The organism is Streptomyces atroolivaceus (assembly GCF_000717025.1).
Classification (GTDB): Bacteria; Actinomycetota; Actinomycetes; order Streptomycetales; family Streptomycetaceae; genus Streptomyces; species Streptomyces atroolivaceus.
In genome coordinates, this window is sequence record NZ_JNXG01000016.1 from 76,280 (window position 1) to 93,673 (window position 17,394).

Sequence of the window (17,394 nt, forward strand, 5' to 3'; positions counted from 1 at the left end):
GGGCGGTGTGATCCGGCCGGTGCGGTGTGATCCGGCCGGTGTAGCCTGGCCCGGAAATCAACTTCATATTCCGACAGGGGAGCGCCACAGCGCTGAGAGTGCGGCACCGAGGACAGGTCGGCCGCAGACCCTCTGAACCTCGCCCGGGTCATTCCGGGTAGGAAGTTCGGACCTTACTCAAGCTGTTGCGCCCTGCCCGCTCGCCGAGCGGGCAGGGCCGCGTCTCTTCCTGGTCACCTCCAGGAGGAATCACCATGAACACCACCACGAAGTACGCGGCGACAGCGCTCGCCGCCGCACTCGGCGTCACCGTCCTCGCGGGCTGCGGCGGCTCCGACGACAAGTCTTCCGGTGACACGGGAGCCGGTTCGAAGACCGTCACACTCGTCAGCCACGACTCGTTCAACGCCTCGGACGCCGTCCTGAAGGCGTTCACGAAGGAGACCGGCTACAAGGTCAAGGTGCTCAAGAGCGGTGACGCCGGAGCGGCGCTCAACCAGGAGATCCTGACCAAGGGCTCGCCCCGCGGCGACGTGTTCTTCGGCGCCGACAACACCCTGCTCTCCCGCGCCCTCGACAACGGCCTGTTCACGCCGTACGAGGCGAAGGGCCTCGACCGCGTCGCGGCCGACACCCAGCTCGACGCGGAGAAGCACCGGGTCACGCCCGTCGACACCGGCGACGTCTGCGTCAACTACGACAAGAAGTACTTCGCCGACAAGAAGCTCGCCCCGCCGAAGTCCTTCGAGGACCTGCTGAAGCCCGCGTACAAGAACCTCCTCGTCACCGAGAACGCCGCGACCTCGTCGCCCGGCCTCGGCTTCCTCCTCGGCACCGTCGCCAGCCAGGGCGAGACGGGCTACCAGGACTACTGGAAGAAGCTGAAGAACAACGGCGTCAAGGTCGTCGACGGCTGGGAGCAGGCGTACAACGAGGAGTTCTCCGGCTCCGCGGGCGGTAAGAAGGCCAAGGCCGACCGGCCGCTCGTCGTCTCGTACGCGTCCAGCCCGCCCGTCGAGGTGCTGTACGCCGATCCGCAGCCCACCGAGGCCCCGACCGGCGTCGCCACCGGCACCTGCTTCCGCCAGATCGAGTTCGCCGGCCTGCTGGACGGCGCGAAGAACGAGGCGGGAGGCAAGGCGCTGCTGGACTTCCTGATCAGCAGGCAGTTCCAGGAGGACATGCCGCTGAACATGTTCGTGAACCCGGTGGTGAAGGACGCGAAACTGCCGGAACTCTTCACGAAGTTCGGTGCGACCGTCGACGAGCCGGCGACCGTGGCTCCGGAGAAGATCGCCAAGAACCGTGAGCAGTGGGTCCAGTCGTGGTCCTCGCTCGTCGTGAAGTAGCCGCGAGGCCCCCGCGCGGAGGGAACGCGGTGCGGCTCGGTCTCATGGTCGTGCCCGTCGCGTTCTTCGCGCTGTTCTTCGCCTACCCCGTCGTCGCGATCGTCGGCCGGGGGCTGAAGGCGGACGGCGTCTGGCGGTTCGGCCGGATCGGCGCGGTGCTGAGCCGGCCGGACATCCTCGACGTCCTCTGGTTCACCACCTGGCAGGCCCTCGCCTCGACGGTGCTCACCCTGGTGATCGCGCTCCCGGGCGCCTACGTCTTCGCCCGTTTCGCGTTCCCCGGGAAGCAGCTGCTGCGGGCCGTGGTGACCGTGCCGTTCGTCCTGCCGACCGTCGTGGTGGGCACGGCGTTCCTGGCGCTGCTCGGAAGGGGCGGGTTCCTCGACGAGCTCTGGGGAGTCCGGCTGGACACCACGGTGTGGGCGATCCTGCTGGCTCATGTGTTCTTCAACTACGCGGTCGTCGTACGGACGGTGGGCGGCCTGTGGTCGCAGCTCGACCCCCGTCAGGAGGAAGCCGCCCGGGTGCTGGGAGCCGGCCGCTTCGCCGCCTGGCGGCGGGTGACCCTGCCCGCGCTGGCCCCGGCCGTGGCCGCGGCTGCCCTGATGGTCTTCCTCTTCACGTTCACCTCCTTCGGAGTCGTCCAGATCCTCGGCGGTCCGGCCTACTCCACGCTGGAGGTGGAGATCTACCGGCAGACCGCCCAGTTGCTCGACCTGCCGACGGCTGCCGTGCTGACCCTGGTGCAGTTCGCCGCGGTCGGAGGGATCCTCGCCGTACACGCGTGGACCGTGCGGCGCCGGGAGACGGTCCTGAAGCTCGTCGACCCGGCGCAGACGGCCCGGCCGCCCCGTGGGGCGGGGCAGCGGGCACTGCTCGGCGGCGTCCTGCTGACCGTCCTGCTGCTGGTCGTGGTGCCGCTCGGCGTACTGGTGGAACGCTCCCTGGACACCTCCGGCGGCTACGGCTTCGACTTCTACCGCGCGCTGCAGTCCGCCGACGCCAACGGCTCCACCTTCCTGGTGCCGCCGCTCGACGCCATCGGGAACTCGATGCGGTACGCGGTGGTCGCCACCCTCATCGCCCTCGTGATCGGTGGTCTTGCCGCAGCGGCCCTGACCAGGCGCGCGGGGCCGCTGGTGCGGGGCTTCGACGCGCTGCTGATGCTCCCGCTCGGGGTCTCCGCGGTCACCGTCGGATTCGGTTTCCTCATCACGCTCGACGAGCCCCCTCTCGACCTGCGTACGTCATGGATCCTGGTCCCGCTCGCACAGGCGCTGGTGGGCGTCCCCTTCGTCGTACGGAGCATGCTGCCCGTCCTGCGCGCCGTGGACGAGCGGCTGCGGGAGGCCGCCGCCGTGCTCGGGGCCTCGCCCCTGCGGGCCTGGCGCGAGGTCGACCTTCCGCTGGTGCGGCGGGCGGTGCTGGTGGCGGCGGGCTTCGCCTTCGCCGTGTCGCTCGGTGAGTTCGGGGCGACCGTGTTCATCGCACGTCCCGACAACCCCACCCTGCCGGTCGCCGTCGCCAGGCTTCTGGGGCGTTCCGGAGAGCTCAACTACGGCCAGGCGATGGCCCTCAGCACGATTCTGATGCTGGTGTGCGCGGTGTCGCTGCTCCTGCTCGAACGTATCCGCACCGACCGATCCGGGGAGTTCTAGAGATGCTGGCAGTGGAGTCGGCGACGGTGCGGTTCGGGAAGCGGACCGCGCTGGACGCCGTGGACCTGGAGGTCGCGGACCACGAGATCGTCTGTGTGCTGGGTCCGAGCGGCAGCGGCAAGTCGACGCTGCTGCGGGCCGTGGCGGGCCTGCAGCCCCTGGACGGCGGCCGAGTGCTGCTGGACGGCGCCGACCAGGCGCCCCTGCCCGTGCACCGGCGCGGGCTCGGCCTGATGTTCCAGGACCACCAGCTCTTCCCGCACCGCGACGTCGGTGCCAACGTCGCCTTCGGGCTGAGGATGCACGGCGTCCCGCGCGCCGAGCGTGACCGCAGGGCAGGCGAGCTCCTGGACCTGGTCGGACTGCCAGGGGCCGGCAGGCGGGCCGTCGCCGCCCTGTCCGGCGGTGAACAGCAGCGCGTGGCACTCGCCCGGGCCCTGGCGCCCCGCCCGAAGCTGCTGATGCTGGACGAACCGCTGGGCCAGCTGGACAGGAGCCTGCGCGAACGGCTCGTGGTCGAGCTGCGCACCCTCTTCGGCCGGCTGGGCACCACGGTGCTCGCCGTCACCCACGACCAGGGCGAGGCCTTCGCGCTCGCCGACCGGGTCGTGGTCATGCGGGACGGCCGGATCGCCCAGGCCGGTACCCCGCTGGAGGTCTGGCGGCGCCCCGCCTCGGCCTTCGTCGCCCGCTTCCTCGGTTTCGACAACCTGGTGGACGCCACGGTCACCGGTACGGCCGCCGACACGGCCTGGGGCAAGGTGCCGGTCCCCGAGGGCTCACCCCAGGGCGACTGCGAACTGCTCGTGCGGCCGGGCGGCGTGCGGATCGGCGGCCCGGCGGACGGCCTTCGGTGCACGGCGGGCGTGCGGACCTTCCGCGGCCACCGTGTCACCGTCGTCCTGCACCCCGGCGACGGGCCGGCCCTGGAGGCGGAGTGCGGTCTGCGGGACACCCCGGACGAGGGCGCCGTCGTGGGCGTGACGTTCGACCCGGACGAGACGGTGGTCCTGCCCCCCGCGGGCTGACCCCGGGCCCGGGACGTCCGTACACCGGCCGGCGGCTCGCCCGGGTGCGTGATCCCCTGGACACGGAATCGTCCGGAAGGGGCAGGGACCATGACGCCGGCAGTGCGCGAGGGCATCGACATCACCCGCGTCGTCGCGGTGCCGCGGGACCGGGTCTTCGAAGCCTGGACGGCCCCCGAGGACTTCGCCGCCTGGTACGGGGGCGACGCCGACGTGCCGCTCGGCCGGGTGTCGATGGACGTGACGCCGGGTGGCGAGTGGCGCCTGGTCATCGTGGTGCCCGGCGCGGAGATGCCCTTCCACGGCGTCTACCTGGAGGTGTCCGCCCCCGAGCGGCTCGTCTTCACGCTGAAGGACGGGAGCGCGCCCGCGGGCACAGAAGGCGAGACCGTCACGGTCACGTTCACCGAGAAGAGCCGGAAGTCCACCGAGATGGTCTTCCGGCAGCGCGGCGGCAACCTCACGCCCGAGCAGTACGCGGCGGCCGAGGACGGCTGGGAGGCGTTCTTCGACGCCCTCGACGCCAGGCTCGCCACCCGCTGAGCCCGTCCGGCCGGGTCAGCCCGTCAGCCGGGCGAGCGCCGGAGCCGCCTCCTCCACCGTGTCGACGAGCGCGATACGGGACTCCATCGCCCGGTCCGCGGCCAGCGCGCTCAGCAGAGGCCAGGCGGGCAGCTTCTCCGTCCAGTGCGCACGGTTCACCAGCACCATCGGTGTGGGCGCGGATCGCGACTCGTAGTAGTTGGGCGTCGCGTTGTCGAAGATCTCCTGCACGGTCCCGGCGGCACCCGGCAGGAAGATCACCCCGGCCGTCGAGCGGGCCAGCAGCCCGTCCTCGCGCAGGGCGTTCGCGAAGTACTTGGCGATGTGGTCCGCGAAGGCGTTCGGCGGCTCGTGGCCGTAGAACCACGTGGGAATCGCGACGGAGGAGCCCCCTTCGGGCCAGCGTTCCCGTACGGCGAAGGCGGCCCTCGCCCAGTCGGTGACGGACGGATCGAACGACGGTGTCGCGGCGAGGAGTTCGCAGGCCTTGAGCAGCATCGCGTCGGAGTGCGGAGCCGCGTACGCGCCGAGATTGGCCGCCTCCATGGCGCCGGGGCCACCACCCGTCGCGACGGTCAGGCCGCTGCGGGCCAGCTCCCTGCCTAGCACGGCCGCGCCTCGGTACTCCTCGGATCCGCGGGCCATCGCGTGGCCGCCCATGACACCCACCACACGGGCGCCGACGAGGTGCTCGTCCAGGGCGTCGGAGACCGCGTCGTCGTGGAGTGCCCGCAGCATCGAGGCGAAGACGTCACCGTTCGCCTTGGTCAGCTGGAACCAGCCGTAGGCCCGCGCGTCCGGGGTCGCCCCGTAACCGTCCTCCGCCAGGCCCTCGTACAGGGCGTCCGGGGTGTAGAGCAGTCCGCGGTACGGGTCGAAGGGGAGGCCGGGCACCGGCGGGAAGACGAAGGCCCCGTCCGCGCGTATCTTCGCCTCCGCGCGGGGCTCCATGCGGCAGCCGAGGAAGACGGCGCCCCGGGTGTCGGTCGTGAGCAGTGCGTCGCCCCGGGCCGTCAGGTCGACGGCCTGGACGCGGTGACCGGCGAGGGATCCGGCCGCGACTGCCTGGTCGAATGCGGTGAGCGTCTCTATCTCGACGCCGGGTGCGTAGGTGTACTCGTCCGTATTCTCCACGCCGACATGCTACGTACCGCCCCGGGGTGGCGGTGTCACCCCGTCAGAGGCAGTGCCGCCAGCTCCGCGATCGCCCAGGTCAGTGGGGCGAGTACGGCCAGCAGCACCAGCGCCCGCAGGGCGGCGGCGGCGCGGAGAGCGGAGGCCGGGGCGCCGAGCCGGAGCAGGGTCCTGGCCGTGCGGACACGGGCCTGCTTGGCCTCCAGCGCCGTGGTCAGCAGGGTCGCGGTGGTGCAGCCGAGGACGAGTACGGCACCGAGCGCGGTGAGCGGGCCGAAGGGGCGGGATCCGCCGGTGTAGAGCACCGAGGCCGCGAGCACCCCCGACACCACCGCGCAGACGATGCCCAGCGGGCGGCCGATCCGGACCGCCTCGTCCATCAGGACCCTGCCCGCCAGCAGCCGTACGGCTCCCGGGCGTACCGACTGGAGCAGCCGTCCGCACAGATGGGTGAGGCCGGGCCCGGCCATGGCCAGGCCGATCGCGGTGAGGGTCCAGCCCGCGAGCACCGCGGCGGGGGTGGAGTCCAGCCGGCCCGGCAGCGGGAAGGGGTTGCCCGACGAACCACGGCTCGCGTACGCCTCGACCGCGAGCCCGGCCGCGATGAGTGCGACTCCCCAGGGCAGCCCCGTCGGCGTCGGCGCGGGTGCGAGGTCCTCCTCGGCCTCCTGGGCCTCGGACGGCGCGACCGGCCTGGAGCGCAGCGCGAGGCCGCCGGCCGCGGACGAGGCCAGCGGCACCAGGGCCAGCAGCGTGAGCGCGGCGCCGAGGGGCAGCGGGGTGCCCGCGCCGAGGAACTCGGCCGCACCGCCGTCGAACGGCAGCCCGGTCAGATCGCCGCGGAGATGGAGGAAGAAGAGCAGCGCCACCACCGATCCCAGCGTGGTGGAGACCGCGGTCGAGATCGCCGCGAGCACGGCGAGACGGGCCGGCCCGAGACCGGAGGCGAAGAGGCCGGGCCGGGGGCGGGTGCTGGGATCCGTGCGCGCGACCGCCACGGCGAACTGGACGGTCGCGGCGAGCGGGACGGCGCACCACAGCAGGCGCAGTACGGAACTCGGCGCGTTCGCCGGGTGCCCGGAGGCGTACCCCAGGGTGCACAGGAGCAGGAAGCCCACCCCGGCCGACGCGGCGGCGAGGAGCAGACGCCGCATCAGGACCAGGGGATGCGAGCCGCGGGTCAGACGGAGAGCGAGCACGCCGAGCGGCCTTCCGTATCGGACGCGGCGGGCAGGGAGACGGTGGTGACGCGGCGGCCGTCCAGCAGGCTGACCACGCGGTCGGCGAGTGCGGCGACCGACGCGTCGTGGGTGGCCAGCACGACGGTGATCCCGTGGGACCGGGCCGCCGTGGTGAGGGTGCGCAGGAGCTGCGCGCGCTCGGCGTGGTGCAGAGTGGCGGTCGGCTCGTCCGCGAAGATCACGGACGGCGACGCGGCCAGCGCGCGGGCCACGGAGATCCGCTGACGCTGCGACTGGACCAGGGTGTGGGGCCGCTTCCTGGCGAGCGGGCCGATGTCCAGGCGGTCCAGCCACTCGGTGGCCGCCTTCTTCGCCGCCCGGTGGGGGACGCCCCGCAGCAGCAGCGGCAGGGCGGCGTTCTCCCAGGTGCTGAGCTCGGGCACCAGCTGCGGCTCGGCCGCGATCCAGCCGAATCTGTCCCGGCGGAGCTGTTCGCGCAGCCGGGGGCCCATCGTGTGCACGGGCACGCTGTTGAACCAGACCTCGCCCTGCTGAGGCACCAGCTGGCCGGAGAGGCAGTGGAGCAGGGTCGTCTTCCCGGACCCGCGGGGGCCGGTCACGGAGAGGATCTCGCCGTCCCGGACACCGAGCGAGACACCGCTGAGCCCCGGCGATCCGTTGTGGGAGTGGTGCAGGGAACGTGCCCAGATCACGTCGTTGTCGGGCGGGGCCACCATGGCGTACACCTCGGTTCGGATCAGATTTCCTGTCCCCCGTACGGGGGACGAATACAACGAAAAAAAGGCCGATGGGTCACTCGGCACGCTAGGCAGCCGAAGCGGGGTGTCGGGACAGCACACGGCCCGGATGCACCCCTTCTCACTCGAACGGGTGCATCCGGGCCGCGTGGACCGTATGAAATGACTTTCGGAGCGGTGTTCTCCGGTGGCCGGGGGTGCCGGTCAGAGCTTCGTCCACGCCTCCGTCAGGACACCGCGCAGAATGCCCTCGATCTCGTCGAAGGTCGACTGGTCGGAGATCAGCGGCGGCGCGAGCTGGACGACCGGGTCGCCGCGGTCGTCGGCCCGGCAGTAGAGGCCGTTCTCGTACAGCGCCTTGGAGAGGAAGCCGTACAGGACGCGCTCGGTCTCCTCGTCGGTGAACGTCTCCTTGGTGGCCTTGTCCTTCACCAGCTCGATGCCGTAGAAGAAGCCGTTGCCGCGGACGTCGCCGACGATCGGCAGGTCGTGGAGCTTCTGCAGCGTCGTCAGGAACGCGCTCTCGTTGTCCAGGACGTGCTGGTTGAGGCCCTCGCGCTCGAAGATGTCGAGGTTGGCCAGGCCGACCGCGGCGGAGACCGGGTGACCGCCGAAGGTGTAGCCGTGCAGGAAGGTGTTGTCACCCTCGTAGAACGGCTCGGCCAGCCGGTCGGAGATGATGCAGGCGCCGATGGGGGAGTAGCCCGAGGTCATGCCCTTGGCACAGGTGATCATGTCCGGTACGTAGCCGAACTTGTCGCAGGCGAACATCGTGCCGAGGCGGCCGAACGCGCAGATGACCTCGTCGGAGACGAGCAGCACGTCGTGCCGGTCGCAGATCTCGCGCACCCGCTGGAAGTATCCGGGCGGCGGCGGGAAGCAGCCGCCGGCGTTCTGCACGGGCTCCAGGAAGACCGCGGCGACGGTGTCCGGGCCCTCGAAGAGGATCTGCTGCTCGATCTGGTCGGCGGCCCAGCGGCCGAAGGCCTCCGGGTCGTCGCCGAAGAGCGGGGCTCGGTAGATGTTGGTGTTGGGCACCTTGTGCGCGCCGGGTACCAGCGGCTCGAACGGGGCCTTGAGCGCGGGCAGCCCGGTGATCGACAGGGCGCCCTGCGGTGTGCCGTGGTAGGCCACGGCACGCGAGATGACCTTGTACTTGGTCGGCTTGCCCTTGAGCTTGAAGTACTGCTTGGCCAGCTTCCAGGCCGTCTCCACGGCCTCGCCGCCGCCGGTGGTGAAGAAGACCTTGTTGAGGTCGCCCGGGGCGTGGTGGGCGAGCCGCTCGGCGAGTTCGACGGCCTTGGGGTGGGCGTAGGACCACACCGGGAAGAAGGCGAGCTCCTGCGCCTGCTTGTACGCCGTCTCGGCGAGCTCGTGACGGCCGTGTCCGGCGTTGACCACGAAGAGGCCGGACAGGCCGTCGAGGTAGCGCTTGCCCTTGTCGTCGTAGATGTAGGTGCCCTCGCCACGCACGATGGTGGGAACGGGCGCGTTCTCGTAGTCCGACATGCGGGTGAAGTGCATCCACAGGTGGTCGTACGCGGTCCGGCTCAGGTCCTTGCTCACGGCTATCGGGTTCCCCACATATAGGTCTGCTTCTTGAGCTTGAGGTAGACGAAGCTCTCGGTGGAGCGCACCCCGGGTATGGCCCGGATGCGTTTGTTGATCGTCTCCAACAGGTGGTCGTCGTCCTCGCAGACGATCTCCACCATGAGGTCGAAGGAGCCCGCGGTCATGACCACGTACTCGCACTCGGCCATGGCTGACAGGGCCTCGGCCACGGGGTCGAGGTCGCCCTCGACGTTGATCCCGACCATCGCCTGGCGTCGCAGTCCCACGGTGAGCGGGTCCGTGACGGCGACGATCTGCATCACGCCCTGGTCGAGCAGCTTCTGGACGCGCTGGCGCACGGCCGCTTCGGAGAGGCCCACGGCCTTGCCGATCGCGGCGTACGGCCGGCGCCCGTCCTCCTGGAGCTGCTCGATGATTGCGAGGGATACGGCATCGACCGCTGGAGGCGATCCGTTCCCGGTCCTGGAGTCTGCGCTGCGACTGGCCACGACCCCACTGTGCACCGAGCCTCGTCTGTCTGGCAAGCCCAAATCGATGAAATTCGTTGTCCAGGACTCCGAATCTGACTGAATCCGAAGTTCACGGCGGGTGGGTATGTCGAAAGCGTCACCCAACGGTCTAGTGTGGAAGTCTCACCCATCGGACAGCCGACAGGAGGGGTGGTTGTGACCACCGAGGTGCGCCGTCTGCGCAACTACATCAACGGAGAGTTCCGGGACGCCGCGGACGGGCGGACCATCGACGTGGTCAACCCGGTGACGGAAGAGGTCTACGCGACCTCGCCGCTCTCCGGACAGGCCGACGTCGATGCCGCCATGGACGCCGCGGCCGCCGCGTTCCCCGCCTGGCGCGACGTGACTCCCGCTGAGCGCCAGAAGGCCCTGCTGAAGATCGCGGACGCCTTCGAGGAGCGGGCCGAGGACCTCATCGCGGCCGAGTCGGAGAACACCGGCAAGCCGCTGGAGCTCACCCGTACCGAAGAGATCCCGCCGATGGTGGACCAGATCCGCTTCTTCGCGGGCGCCGCCCGGATGCTCGAAGGCCGCTCGGCCGGCGAGTACATGGAGGGCCTCACCTCCATCGTCCGCCGTGAGCCGGTAGGAGTTTGCGCCCAGGTCGCCCCGTGGAACTACCCGATGATGATGGCCGTGTGGAAGTTCGCCCCGGCGCTGGCCGCGGGCAACACCGTTGTGATCAAGCCCTCCGACACCACTCCGGCGTCGACCGTGCTGATCGCCGAGATCATCGGGCAGATCCTGCCCAAGGGCGTCTTCAACGTCATCTGCGGCGACCGTGACACCGGCCGGGCGATGGTCGAGCACCCGACCCCGGCGATGGCCTCCATCACCGGCTCGGTGCGGGCGGGGATGCAGGTCGCCGAGTCCGCCGCCAAGGACGTCAAGCGTGTCCACCTCGAGCTCGGCGGCAAGGCTCCCGTCGTCGTGTTCGAGGACACCGACATCGCCAAGGCCGTCGAGGGCATCTCCGTCGCGGGCTACTTCAACGCCGGCCAGGACTGTACGGCCGCGACCCGTGTCATGGTCCACGAGTCCATCCACGACGAGTTCGTCACCGCGCTGGCGAAGGCGGCGGCCGACACGAAGACCGGCCTGCCGGACGACGAGGACGTGCTGTACGGCCCGCTGAACAACGCCAACCAGCTCGCCCAGGTCAGCGGCTTCATCGAGCGGCTCCCCGCGCACGCCAAGGTCGAGGCGGGCGGCCACCGGGTCGGCGACAAGGGCTACTTCTACGCCCCGACCGTCGTCTCCGGGCTCCGGCAGGACGACGAGATCATCCAGCACGAGGTCTTCGGGCCCGTCATCACCGTCCAGTCCTTCACGGACGAGGCCCAGGCCGTCGAGTACGCCAACGGTGTCGAGTACGCCCTGGCCTCATCGGTGTGGACCAAGGACCACTCCCGCGCGATGCGGATGTCCAAGCAGCTCGACTTCGGCTGTGTGTGGATCAACACCCACATCCCGCTCGTCGCCGAGATGCCGCACGGCGGGTTCAAGAAGTCCGGCTACGGCAAGGACCTCTCCGCGTACGGCTTCGACGACTACACCCGGATCAAGCACGTCATGACGTCGCTCGACGGCTGAGCGACGCCGCCTGTCCGACGGCCCCGGGCTCCGGCCCGGGGCCGTTCGCGTGCTGGCTGGAGGCGATCGCGGCGGGGTGATCTCATTCCGCCGGCGGGGCTCCGAAGGCCGAGCGGGGCACCACGAACGGCATGGTCGTCGCGGCCTGCACCAGCAGCACGATGCCGATGTCGGTGACCCATGCCTCGCGCGGAAGCCATCGTGCCCCCGGTCTCCGCACCCAGGATCACCCCATGGGAATCGGGGCTCTCCGCCTCAGGGCTTCCGGCCCACCGCGCCGAACTGGGCGACCTCGGGGGTCCGTCCGCCGGCGCCCGCCCGCCAGCGGGAGCAGGACACGATGCCCGGCTCCAGGATGTCCAGGCCGTCGAGGAACGAGGCGAACTCGAAGCGGCTGCGGGCGGTGATGGGCGGGGTGGCGTTCTCGTTCCAGAAGCGCATCGCGGCCTCGTTGCCCTCGCCGCCCAGTTCGAGCGTGGGATGGGTGAGCACCAGATGGCTGCCGGACGGCAGGGCGTCCATCAGCTTCGCCACGATGCCCCGCGCCTCCTCCGTGTCCAGGACGAAGTTGAGGATGCCCAGCATCATCACCACGACCGGGCGCCGGAGGTCCAGGGTCCGTCCGGCGGCGCTCAGGATTCGCTCCGGATCCCGGGCGTCCGCCTCGATGTACTCGCTTGCGCCCTCGGGCGAGCTGGTGAGCAGGGAGCGCGCGTGCGCCAGGACGATCGGGTCGTTGTCGACGTAGACCACACGCGCGTCGGGGGCGGTGTGCTGGGCGACCTCGTGGGTGTTGTCAGCGGTCGGCAGTCCGGTGCCTATGTCGAGGAACTGGCCGATCCCCACGTCACCGGCCAGGTGACGCACCACCCGGCCCAGGAACGCCCGGTCGGCCCGGGCCACTTCACCGATGCTCGGATACATGCCGGTGACCCGGTCGCCCACCGCGCGGTCGACGGGGTAGTTGTCGCCGCCGCCCAGCCAGTAGTTCCACACCCGGGCGTTGTGGGCGATGTCGGCACGGACACGGGAGGGTGCGATGCGGCGGCCGGGCTCGGTCACGTCTGCTCCTGGGATCACGGGCGGTACGGACCGTCCATGATGCCGGACCGATCAAGAAGCGCTATGCAAAGGAGAGTTGGCCAGCTGCGTCCGTAGCGCGTCGATCCGGTTGGTGGTGATCGAGTCGACGCCGCAGGCCATCAGCCGGCGCATCGTGCGCCGGGTGTCCACCGTCCAGGCGGAGACCAGCAGCCCGTCGGAGTGGACGCGGTCGGCCAGCTCACGGCTCAGCAGCCCGAAACGGTAGTTCAGCCAGTGGGGCCGCACCGCCTCGAGAAGTACCGGGCGCGGAGGGGCGAGCGTCGTCCAGGTCAGCGCGATCTCGGCGGACGGATCGGCCGCGCGCACCCGCAGCATCGCGTGCGTGTCCGCGCAGTAGTACACGCGGTCTTCCGCCCCGCACTCCCGCACCAGGCCGACGATCTTCCGTACGGACGTGTCGGTGGAGCCGGGCAGGTCGACCATGACCCGCCGGTCTCCGGCGGCGGACAGCGCCTCGCGGAGAGTGGGCACCCCGCCGCCGGTCCGTTCCGCCAACTCCCGGTGATCCAGCCGGTCGAGGCGGACGTCGTGGCCCCACAGGCGCTCCAGCGTGGAGTCGTGGAGCAGGACGGGCACCCCGTCCCGCGTGACGCGGACGTCGATCTCGACCGCGTCCGCCCCCCGTTCCACCGCGGACCGGATCGAAGGGAGCGTGTTCTCGCGGGCACGGTAGGGATCGCCGCGGTGTGCCACGGCCGTGACGGTGGTGGTGGTCATGGGGCCATTCTGACCGGCGGGATCACCGGCCGGGTGCCTGCAGCCAGTTCGTCGTGTACGTGTCGATCTCGGCGGCCAGCTTCCGCTTGCCGGCCGGGTCCAGGAACGAGGCCTCCACGGCGTTCTTGGCCAGATCGGCCACTCCGCGCTCGTCCAGGCCGAGCAGCCGGGCCGCGACTCCGTACTCGTTGTTGAGGTCGGTACCGAACATGGGCGGGTCGTCGCTGTTCACGGTGACGAGTACACCCGCCTCGACCATCTCCCTCATGGGGTGCCGTTCGATGTCGGCCACCGCGCGGGTGGCGATGTTCGACGTGGGGCAGACCTCCAGGGCGATGCGGTGCTCGGCGAGATGGGCCAGCAGCTTCGGGTCCTGCGTGGAACTGGTGCCGTGGCCGATGCGCTCGGCGCGCAGCGCGGTGAGCGCGTCCCACACGGTCTGCGGGCCGGTGGTCTCACCGGCGTGCGGGACGGAGTGCAGGCCCTCGGCGATCGCGCGGTCGAAGTAGGGCTTGAACTGCGGACGGTCCACGCCGACCTCGGGTCCGCCCAGACCGAAGGAGACCAGGCCCTCGGGCCGCAGGTCGACGGCGAGCCGGGTCGTCTCCTCGGCGGCCTCGAGACCGGCCTCGCCCGGAATGTCGAAGCACCAGCGCAGGACGACGCCGAGTTCGGCCTCGGCGGCCCGGCGGGCGTCCTCGATGGCCTCCATGAAGCCCTGTTCCGGGATCCCCCGGCGGGTCGAGCTGAACGGGGTGACGGTCAGCTCCGCGTACCGGATGTTCTGCCGTGCCATGTCCCGGGCGATCTCGAAGGTCAGCAGCCGGACGTCCTCGGGGGTGCGGACCAGGTCCACCACCGAGAGGTAGACGTCGATGAAATGCCCGAAGTCGGTGAAGGTGAAGAAGTCCGAAACCGCCTCCGGGTCCGTGGGGACCTTGGAGTCGGGGTGGTGTGCCGCGAGTTCGGCCACGATGCGGGGCGAGGCCGAACCGACGTGGTGGACGTGGAGCTCGGCCTTGGGCAGCCCCGCGATGAAGGGGTGCAGATCGTTCATCGGATACTCCCGGATCTCTTGTTTCGGCCGGGCGTACCGGCTGCACCGATCATCGTAGGCGGGGCCCTGCGGCCGGAGGCCGGGCCGTAGCATGGCGGGACCACGATGGGGGAGGCCCATGTCAGACAACACACAGCAGCCCGGGGGCGAGGGCGCGCCGCGCGATCCGTGGGCTCCGCCGGACAACAGGGTCGAGCTGGGCAAGCAGCCCGCGGACGCCGCCCCGCCCGCCGTGCACGACCAGCCCACGGTCACGTCCATGCCGAGCGCCGACGCGGGCACCGGGCCGATACCCGGCCCGGCCGGATCGTTCGGCCCGCAGCAGCCCTCCGTGCCCGCGCCCCCGGTCGGGCCGAACGGCCCGGGGCAGCACGACCAGTACGGCTACCCGGCCGCTCCGGCCGCACCCTCGGCCTCGTACGGCTACCCGGCCGCGCCCGCCGCGCCCTCGTACGGCTACCCCGGGTACCCCGGCTACGGAGGTCAGCAGCCCTGGGGCCCGGCGCCCGCGAACGGGCTGGGGATCGCGGCGATGGTCCTCGGCATCATCGCGGCGGTCGGCTTCTGCATGTGGGGGTTCGGCATCGTCCTGGGCGTCCTGGCCCTGATCTTCGGCATCATCGGCCGGGGCCGCGCCAAGCGGGGCGAGGCGACCAACGGTGGCATGGCGCTCGCCGGGATCATCCTGGGATCGGTCTCCATCGTCATCAGCGCGATCTTCCTCGGATTCCTCATCTGGGCCGTCGCCAACGACGAGTCGGGCAGTGGTTACGACTACGACGATCCCTACGCCACGTCATTGGTCGTCGGCTCCTCCCGCTGACACGCGGCGAACGGGCGCTCGTGGCCGGGCCGGGGCAAGCGTGCCCCGGGCCCGGCCGTGCGCCGTGTCACCCCTCGCGCAGCCGCGCACGCGCCTCCATGAGCGCGAAGCCCAGCAGGTTCAGCCCTCGCCAGGAACCCGGGTCCGCGGTGCGCGGATCGTCCTTGGCGAGCCCGATGCCCCATATCCGGTCCATCGGACTGGCCTCGACGAGCACGCGCTCACCGGTGCCCAGCAAGTACGCCCGTAGCGCCGGGTCCTGGCCGAACTTGTGGACGCTTCCCGCGACGACCAGGGCGAACCGCTCCCGTGCCCATACGGCCTCGTCGAACCCCTCGACCAGCCGGCCCACCTTCTTCGCCTCCGCCGGGCTTCTCGCCGCCACGGCGAGCGCCTCCGCCCCCGCGTCGCCGAAGAGCCGTGCCTTGCCGGCCATCATCCAGTGCTCCGCCGAGGCGTAGGTCACCGAATCGACGGTGAACGGCGCCGGCCACCACTGACTGAGGCAGCTCTCCCCGAGCCGGCCGTCCGAGCGCGGCCGGTGCCCCCAGAACGGCAGGTACTTCACGTTCTCCCCGCGTGCCGTGCGCGCCAGGAGGCCGTCCATGTGTTCCTGTCCCATGGCAGCCGAGTCTGGCATCCGCCACTGACAGCCAGTACAGGGTTTTCCGTACGCACGAGACACATCGTCGACAGATTCCGTCGCGTAACCAAAAGGAAACAACGGAATCCCTTGTTGGTGGAGGTGCCCTCTGTCAGGATCGGCTCTCAATTCGACAAGAAGCTACGCCGCCCCTGGTCAGGAGGCAGCGGAGGAGAACGTCATGGGCAAGGGTTTCCAGGTGCAGGACCGCTTCGCCGGCGGTGCGCAGTACATCGGCGGACGTCTGCGCCCCGGCACATCGGGACACCATCAGGACGTCGTCGACCCCGCCACGGGCAGAACGGTCCTCCGCTACGAACTGGCGGGCACCGACGACGTCGACGCCGCCGTGGCAGCCGCCCGCGAGGCGTTCCCCGGCTGGTCGGGGCTCTCCCCGGCCGGACGGTCGGAGGCGCTGCACCGCCTCGCCGCCGTACTCGCCGCCCGGGCCGAGGACTTCGCGTACGCCGAATCCCTGCAGTGCGGCAAGCCCGTCAAACTCTCCACCGAGTTCGACGTGCCCGGCACGGTCGACAACACCTCGTTCTTCGCCGGCGCCGCCCGCCACCTCGAAGGAAGGTCGGCCGCCGAGTACAGCGGCGACCACACCTCCTACGTACGCCGTGAGGCCCTCGGCGTCGTCGGCTCGATCGCACCGTGGAACTACCCCCTCCAGATGGCGGCCTGGAAGATCCTCCCGGCCGTCGCCGCGGGCAACACCATCGTGCTGAAGCCCGCCGAGATCACGCCGCTGACCTCGCTGATGTTCGCGCAGGCGGCCACGGAGGCCGGCATCCCCGACGGCGTGATCAACATCGTCTCCGGCGCCGGGCGGGAGGCGGGCGAGCACCTCGTGAGCCACCCCGACGTCGTGATGACCTCCTTCACCGGATCCACCGCGGTCGGCAAGCGGGTCGCCGCGCTCGCCACCTCCACCGTCAAGCGCCTGCACCTGGAACTCGGCGGAAAGGCTCCCTTCCTCGTCTTCGACGACGCCGATCTCGACGCGGCCGTCAACGGAGCGGTCGCCGGATCCCTCATCAACACGGGCCAGGACTGCACGGCCGCCACCCGCGCCTACGTCCAGCGCCCCCTCTACGACGCCTTCGTGAGCGGGGTCGCCACCCTCATGGAGAGCGTGCGGCTGGGGGACCCCTTCGCCCCGTCGACGGACCTCGGTCCGCTGATCAGCCGTCAGCAGCGTGACCGGGTCGCGGGATTCGTCGACCGCGCCCGCGCCTACGCCACCGTCGTCACCGGTGGTGAGGCACCCGGCGGCGAACTCGCCGACGGCGCCTACTACCGGCCCACCCTGATCACGGGCGCGGCCCAGGACAGCGAGATCGTCACCTCGGAGATCTTCGGCCCCGTCCTGGTCGTGCTGCCCTTCGACACCGACGACGAGGGAATCCGCCTCGCCAACGACACCCCGTACGGGCTGGCAGCCTCCGCCTGGAGCACCGGTCTGTACCGGGCCAACCGCGCCACCCGCGAGATCAGGGCGGGCTGCGTGTGGATCAACGACCACATCCCGATCATCAGCGAGATGCCGCACGGCGGATACGGGGCCAGCGGCTTCGGCAAGGACATGTCGTCGTACTCCTTCGAGGAGTACACGCAGGTCAAGCACGTCATGTACGACAACACCGCGGTGGCCGTGAAGGACTGGCACCGCACCGTCTTCGGGGACCGATAGCAGCGGCCGCCGGCCGGCGGCCCCAC

General features: G+C 70.8%; 17 protein-coding genes. 7 read left to right on the forward strand and 10 right to left on the reverse strand.

The window, feature by feature from the left end; all coding sequences use genetic code 11:
* The first annotated feature begins 254 nt into the window (after window positions 1–254).
* The 4 genes from OO67_RS26590 to OO67_RS26605 all read left to right on the forward strand — a co-directional run bounded on the left by OO67_RS26590 (window position 255) and on the right by OO67_RS26605 (window position 4,578).
* The gene (locus tag OO67_RS26590; RefSeq protein WP_033304083.1) at window positions 255–1,349 is read left to right on the forward strand and encodes a thiamine ABC transporter substrate-binding protein; all 1,095 of its coding nucleotides are present in this window, start codon (window positions 255–257) and stop codon (window positions 1,347–1,349) included.
* Window positions 1,350–1,393: 44 nt separating this feature from the next.
* Window positions 1,394–3,007 (forward strand): ABC transporter permease, encoded by a 1,614-nt coding sequence (locus tag OO67_RS26595; protein WP_033304201.1) that lies wholly within the window; start codon window positions 1,394–1,396, stop codon window positions 3,005–3,007.
* 2 nt (window positions 3,008–3,009) lie between these two features.
* Window positions 3,010–4,035 carry an ABC transporter ATP-binding protein gene (locus OO67_RS26600; RefSeq protein ID WP_033304084.1) on the forward strand — a complete coding sequence of 342 codons (1,026 nt, stop codon included), beginning with the start codon at window positions 3,010–3,012 and terminating at the stop codon, window positions 4,033–4,035.
* A 90-nt stretch (window positions 4,036–4,125) separates the two neighbouring features.
* On the forward strand, window positions 4,126–4,578 hold the full coding sequence (locus OO67_RS26605; RefSeq protein ID WP_033304086.1) for an SRPBCC family protein: 453 nt from the start codon (window positions 4,126–4,128) through the stop codon (window positions 4,576–4,578).
* A gap of 15 nt (window positions 4,579–4,593) precedes the next feature.
* Here OO67_RS26605 and OO67_RS26610 read toward each other — a convergent pair whose 3' ends face one another.
* The 5 genes from OO67_RS26610 to OO67_RS26630 all read right to left on the reverse strand — a co-directional run bounded on the left by OO67_RS26610 (window position 4,594) and on the right by OO67_RS26630 (window position 9,726).
* Window positions 4,594–5,712: an LOG family protein gene (locus OO67_RS26610; protein WP_033304087.1), complete on the reverse strand. Its 1,119-nt coding sequence runs from the start codon at window positions 5,710–5,712 to the stop codon at window positions 4,594–4,596.
* Between the two features lie 35 nt (window positions 5,713–5,747).
* Window positions 5,748–6,911, reverse strand: coding sequence for a hypothetical protein (locus OO67_RS26615; protein ID WP_033304088.1), 1,164 nt, complete (start codon window positions 6,909–6,911; stop codon window positions 5,748–5,750).
* Window positions 6,893–7,630, reverse strand: coding sequence for an ABC transporter ATP-binding protein (locus tag OO67_RS26620; protein ID WP_033304090.1), 738 nt, complete (start codon window positions 7,628–7,630; stop codon window positions 6,893–6,895). The genes OO67_RS26615 and OO67_RS26620 overlap by 19 nt, the downstream gene beginning before the upstream one ends.
* Before the next feature lie 225 nt (window positions 7,631–7,855).
* Window positions 7,856–9,235 (reverse strand): aspartate aminotransferase family protein, encoded by a 1,380-nt coding sequence (locus OO67_RS26625; RefSeq protein WP_033304091.1) that lies wholly within the window; start codon window positions 9,233–9,235, stop codon window positions 7,856–7,858.
* Window positions 9,220–9,726, reverse strand: a complete 507-nt coding sequence (locus tag OO67_RS26630; protein ID WP_033304092.1) for an Lrp/AsnC family transcriptional regulator — start codon at window positions 9,724–9,726, stop codon at window positions 9,220–9,222. Before OO67_RS26630 ends, OO67_RS26625 begins: the two co-directional genes overlap by 16 nt.
* A 162-nt stretch (window positions 9,727–9,888) precedes the next feature.
* Here OO67_RS26630 and OO67_RS26635 point away from each other — a divergent pair, with 162 nt between their 5' ends.
* Window positions 9,889–11,328, forward strand: coding sequence for a gamma-aminobutyraldehyde dehydrogenase (locus OO67_RS26635; RefSeq protein ID WP_033304093.1), 1,440 nt, complete (start codon window positions 9,889–9,891; stop codon window positions 11,326–11,328).
* Window positions 11,329–11,410: 82 nt separating this feature from the next.
* Here OO67_RS26635 and OO67_RS38755 read toward each other — a convergent pair whose 3' ends face one another.
* The 4 genes from OO67_RS38755 to OO67_RS26650 are packed head-to-tail and all read right to left on the reverse strand — an operon-like array spanning window position 11,411 to window position 14,206.
* Entirely contained in the window at window positions 11,411–11,548 is a 138-nt protein-coding gene (locus OO67_RS38755; protein ID WP_157841741.1) for a hypothetical protein, read from the reverse strand.
* Window positions 11,549–11,583: 35 nt separating this feature from the next.
* Window positions 11,584–12,390, reverse strand: coding sequence for an SAM-dependent methyltransferase (locus tag OO67_RS26640; protein ID WP_033304095.1), 807 nt, complete (start codon window positions 12,388–12,390; stop codon window positions 11,584–11,586).
* 51 nt (window positions 12,391–12,441) lie between these two features.
* Window positions 12,442–13,149: a glycerophosphodiester phosphodiesterase gene (locus OO67_RS26645; RefSeq protein WP_033304097.1), complete on the reverse strand. Its 708-nt coding sequence runs from the start codon at window positions 13,147–13,149 to the stop codon at window positions 12,442–12,444.
* A 22-nt stretch (window positions 13,150–13,171) separates the two neighbouring features.
* Window positions 13,172–14,206 (reverse strand): adenosine deaminase, encoded by a 1,035-nt coding sequence (locus tag OO67_RS26650; protein ID WP_033304098.1) that lies wholly within the window; start codon window positions 14,204–14,206, stop codon window positions 13,172–13,174.
* A gap of 118 nt (window positions 14,207–14,324) precedes the next feature.
* Here OO67_RS26650 and OO67_RS26655 point away from each other — a divergent pair, with 118 nt between their 5' ends.
* On the forward strand, window positions 14,325–15,029 hold the full coding sequence (locus tag OO67_RS26655) for a DUF4190 domain-containing protein (protein WP_033304099.1): 705 nt from the start codon (window positions 14,325–14,327) through the stop codon (window positions 15,027–15,029).
* A gap of 67 nt (window positions 15,030–15,096) precedes the next feature.
* Here OO67_RS26655 and OO67_RS26660 read toward each other — a convergent pair whose 3' ends face one another.
* Window positions 15,097–15,636 carry an NADAR family protein gene (locus OO67_RS26660; protein WP_033304100.1) on the reverse strand — a complete coding sequence of 180 codons (540 nt, stop codon included), beginning with the start codon at window positions 15,634–15,636 and terminating at the stop codon, window positions 15,097–15,099.
* Window positions 15,637–15,853: 217 nt separating this feature from the next.
* Here OO67_RS26660 and OO67_RS26665 point away from each other — a divergent pair, with 217 nt between their 5' ends.
* On the forward strand, window positions 15,854–17,368 hold the full coding sequence (locus OO67_RS26665; RefSeq protein WP_033304101.1) for a gamma-aminobutyraldehyde dehydrogenase: 1,515 nt from the start codon (window positions 15,854–15,856) through the stop codon (window positions 17,366–17,368).
* The last annotated feature ends 26 nt before the right edge of the window (window positions 17,369–17,394 follow it).

Bases quoted from the DNA above. Each gene is read 5' to 3' on its own strand.
- OO67_RS26590 (WP_033304083.1), top strand. From the start codon at position 255: ATGAACACCACCACGAAGTACGCGGCGACAGCGCTCGCCGCCGCACTC.
- OO67_RS26650 (WP_033304098.1), bottom strand. From the start codon at position 14,206: ATGAACGATCTGCACCCCTTCATCGCGGGGCTGCCCAAGGCCGAGCTC.
- OO67_RS26600 (WP_033304084.1), top strand. From the start codon at position 3,010: ATGCTGGCAGTGGAGTCGGCGACGGTGCGGTTCGGGAAGCGGACCGCG.
- OO67_RS26655 (WP_033304099.1), top strand. From the start codon at position 14,325: ATGTCAGACAACACACAGCAGCCCGGGGGCGAGGGCGCGCCGCGCGAT.
- OO67_RS26620 (WP_033304090.1), bottom strand. From the start codon at position 7,630: ATGGTGGCCCCGCCCGACAACGACGTGATCTGGGCACGTTCCCTGCAC.
- OO67_RS26645 (WP_033304097.1), bottom strand. From the start codon at position 13,149: ATGACCACCACCACCGTCACGGCCGTGGCACACCGCGGCGATCCCTAC.
- OO67_RS26665 (WP_033304101.1), top strand. From the start codon at position 15,854: ATGGGCAAGGGTTTCCAGGTGCAGGACCGCTTCGCCGGCGGTGCGCAG.
- OO67_RS26660 (WP_033304100.1), bottom strand. From the start codon at position 15,636: ATGGACGGCCTCCTGGCGCGCACGGCACGCGGGGAGAACGTGAAGTAC.
- OO67_RS26595 (WP_033304201.1), top strand. From the start codon at position 1,394: ATGGTCGTGCCCGTCGCGTTCTTCGCGCTGTTCTTCGCCTACCCCGTC.
- OO67_RS26605 (WP_033304086.1), top strand. From the start codon at position 4,126: ATGACGCCGGCAGTGCGCGAGGGCATCGACATCACCCGCGTCGTCGCG.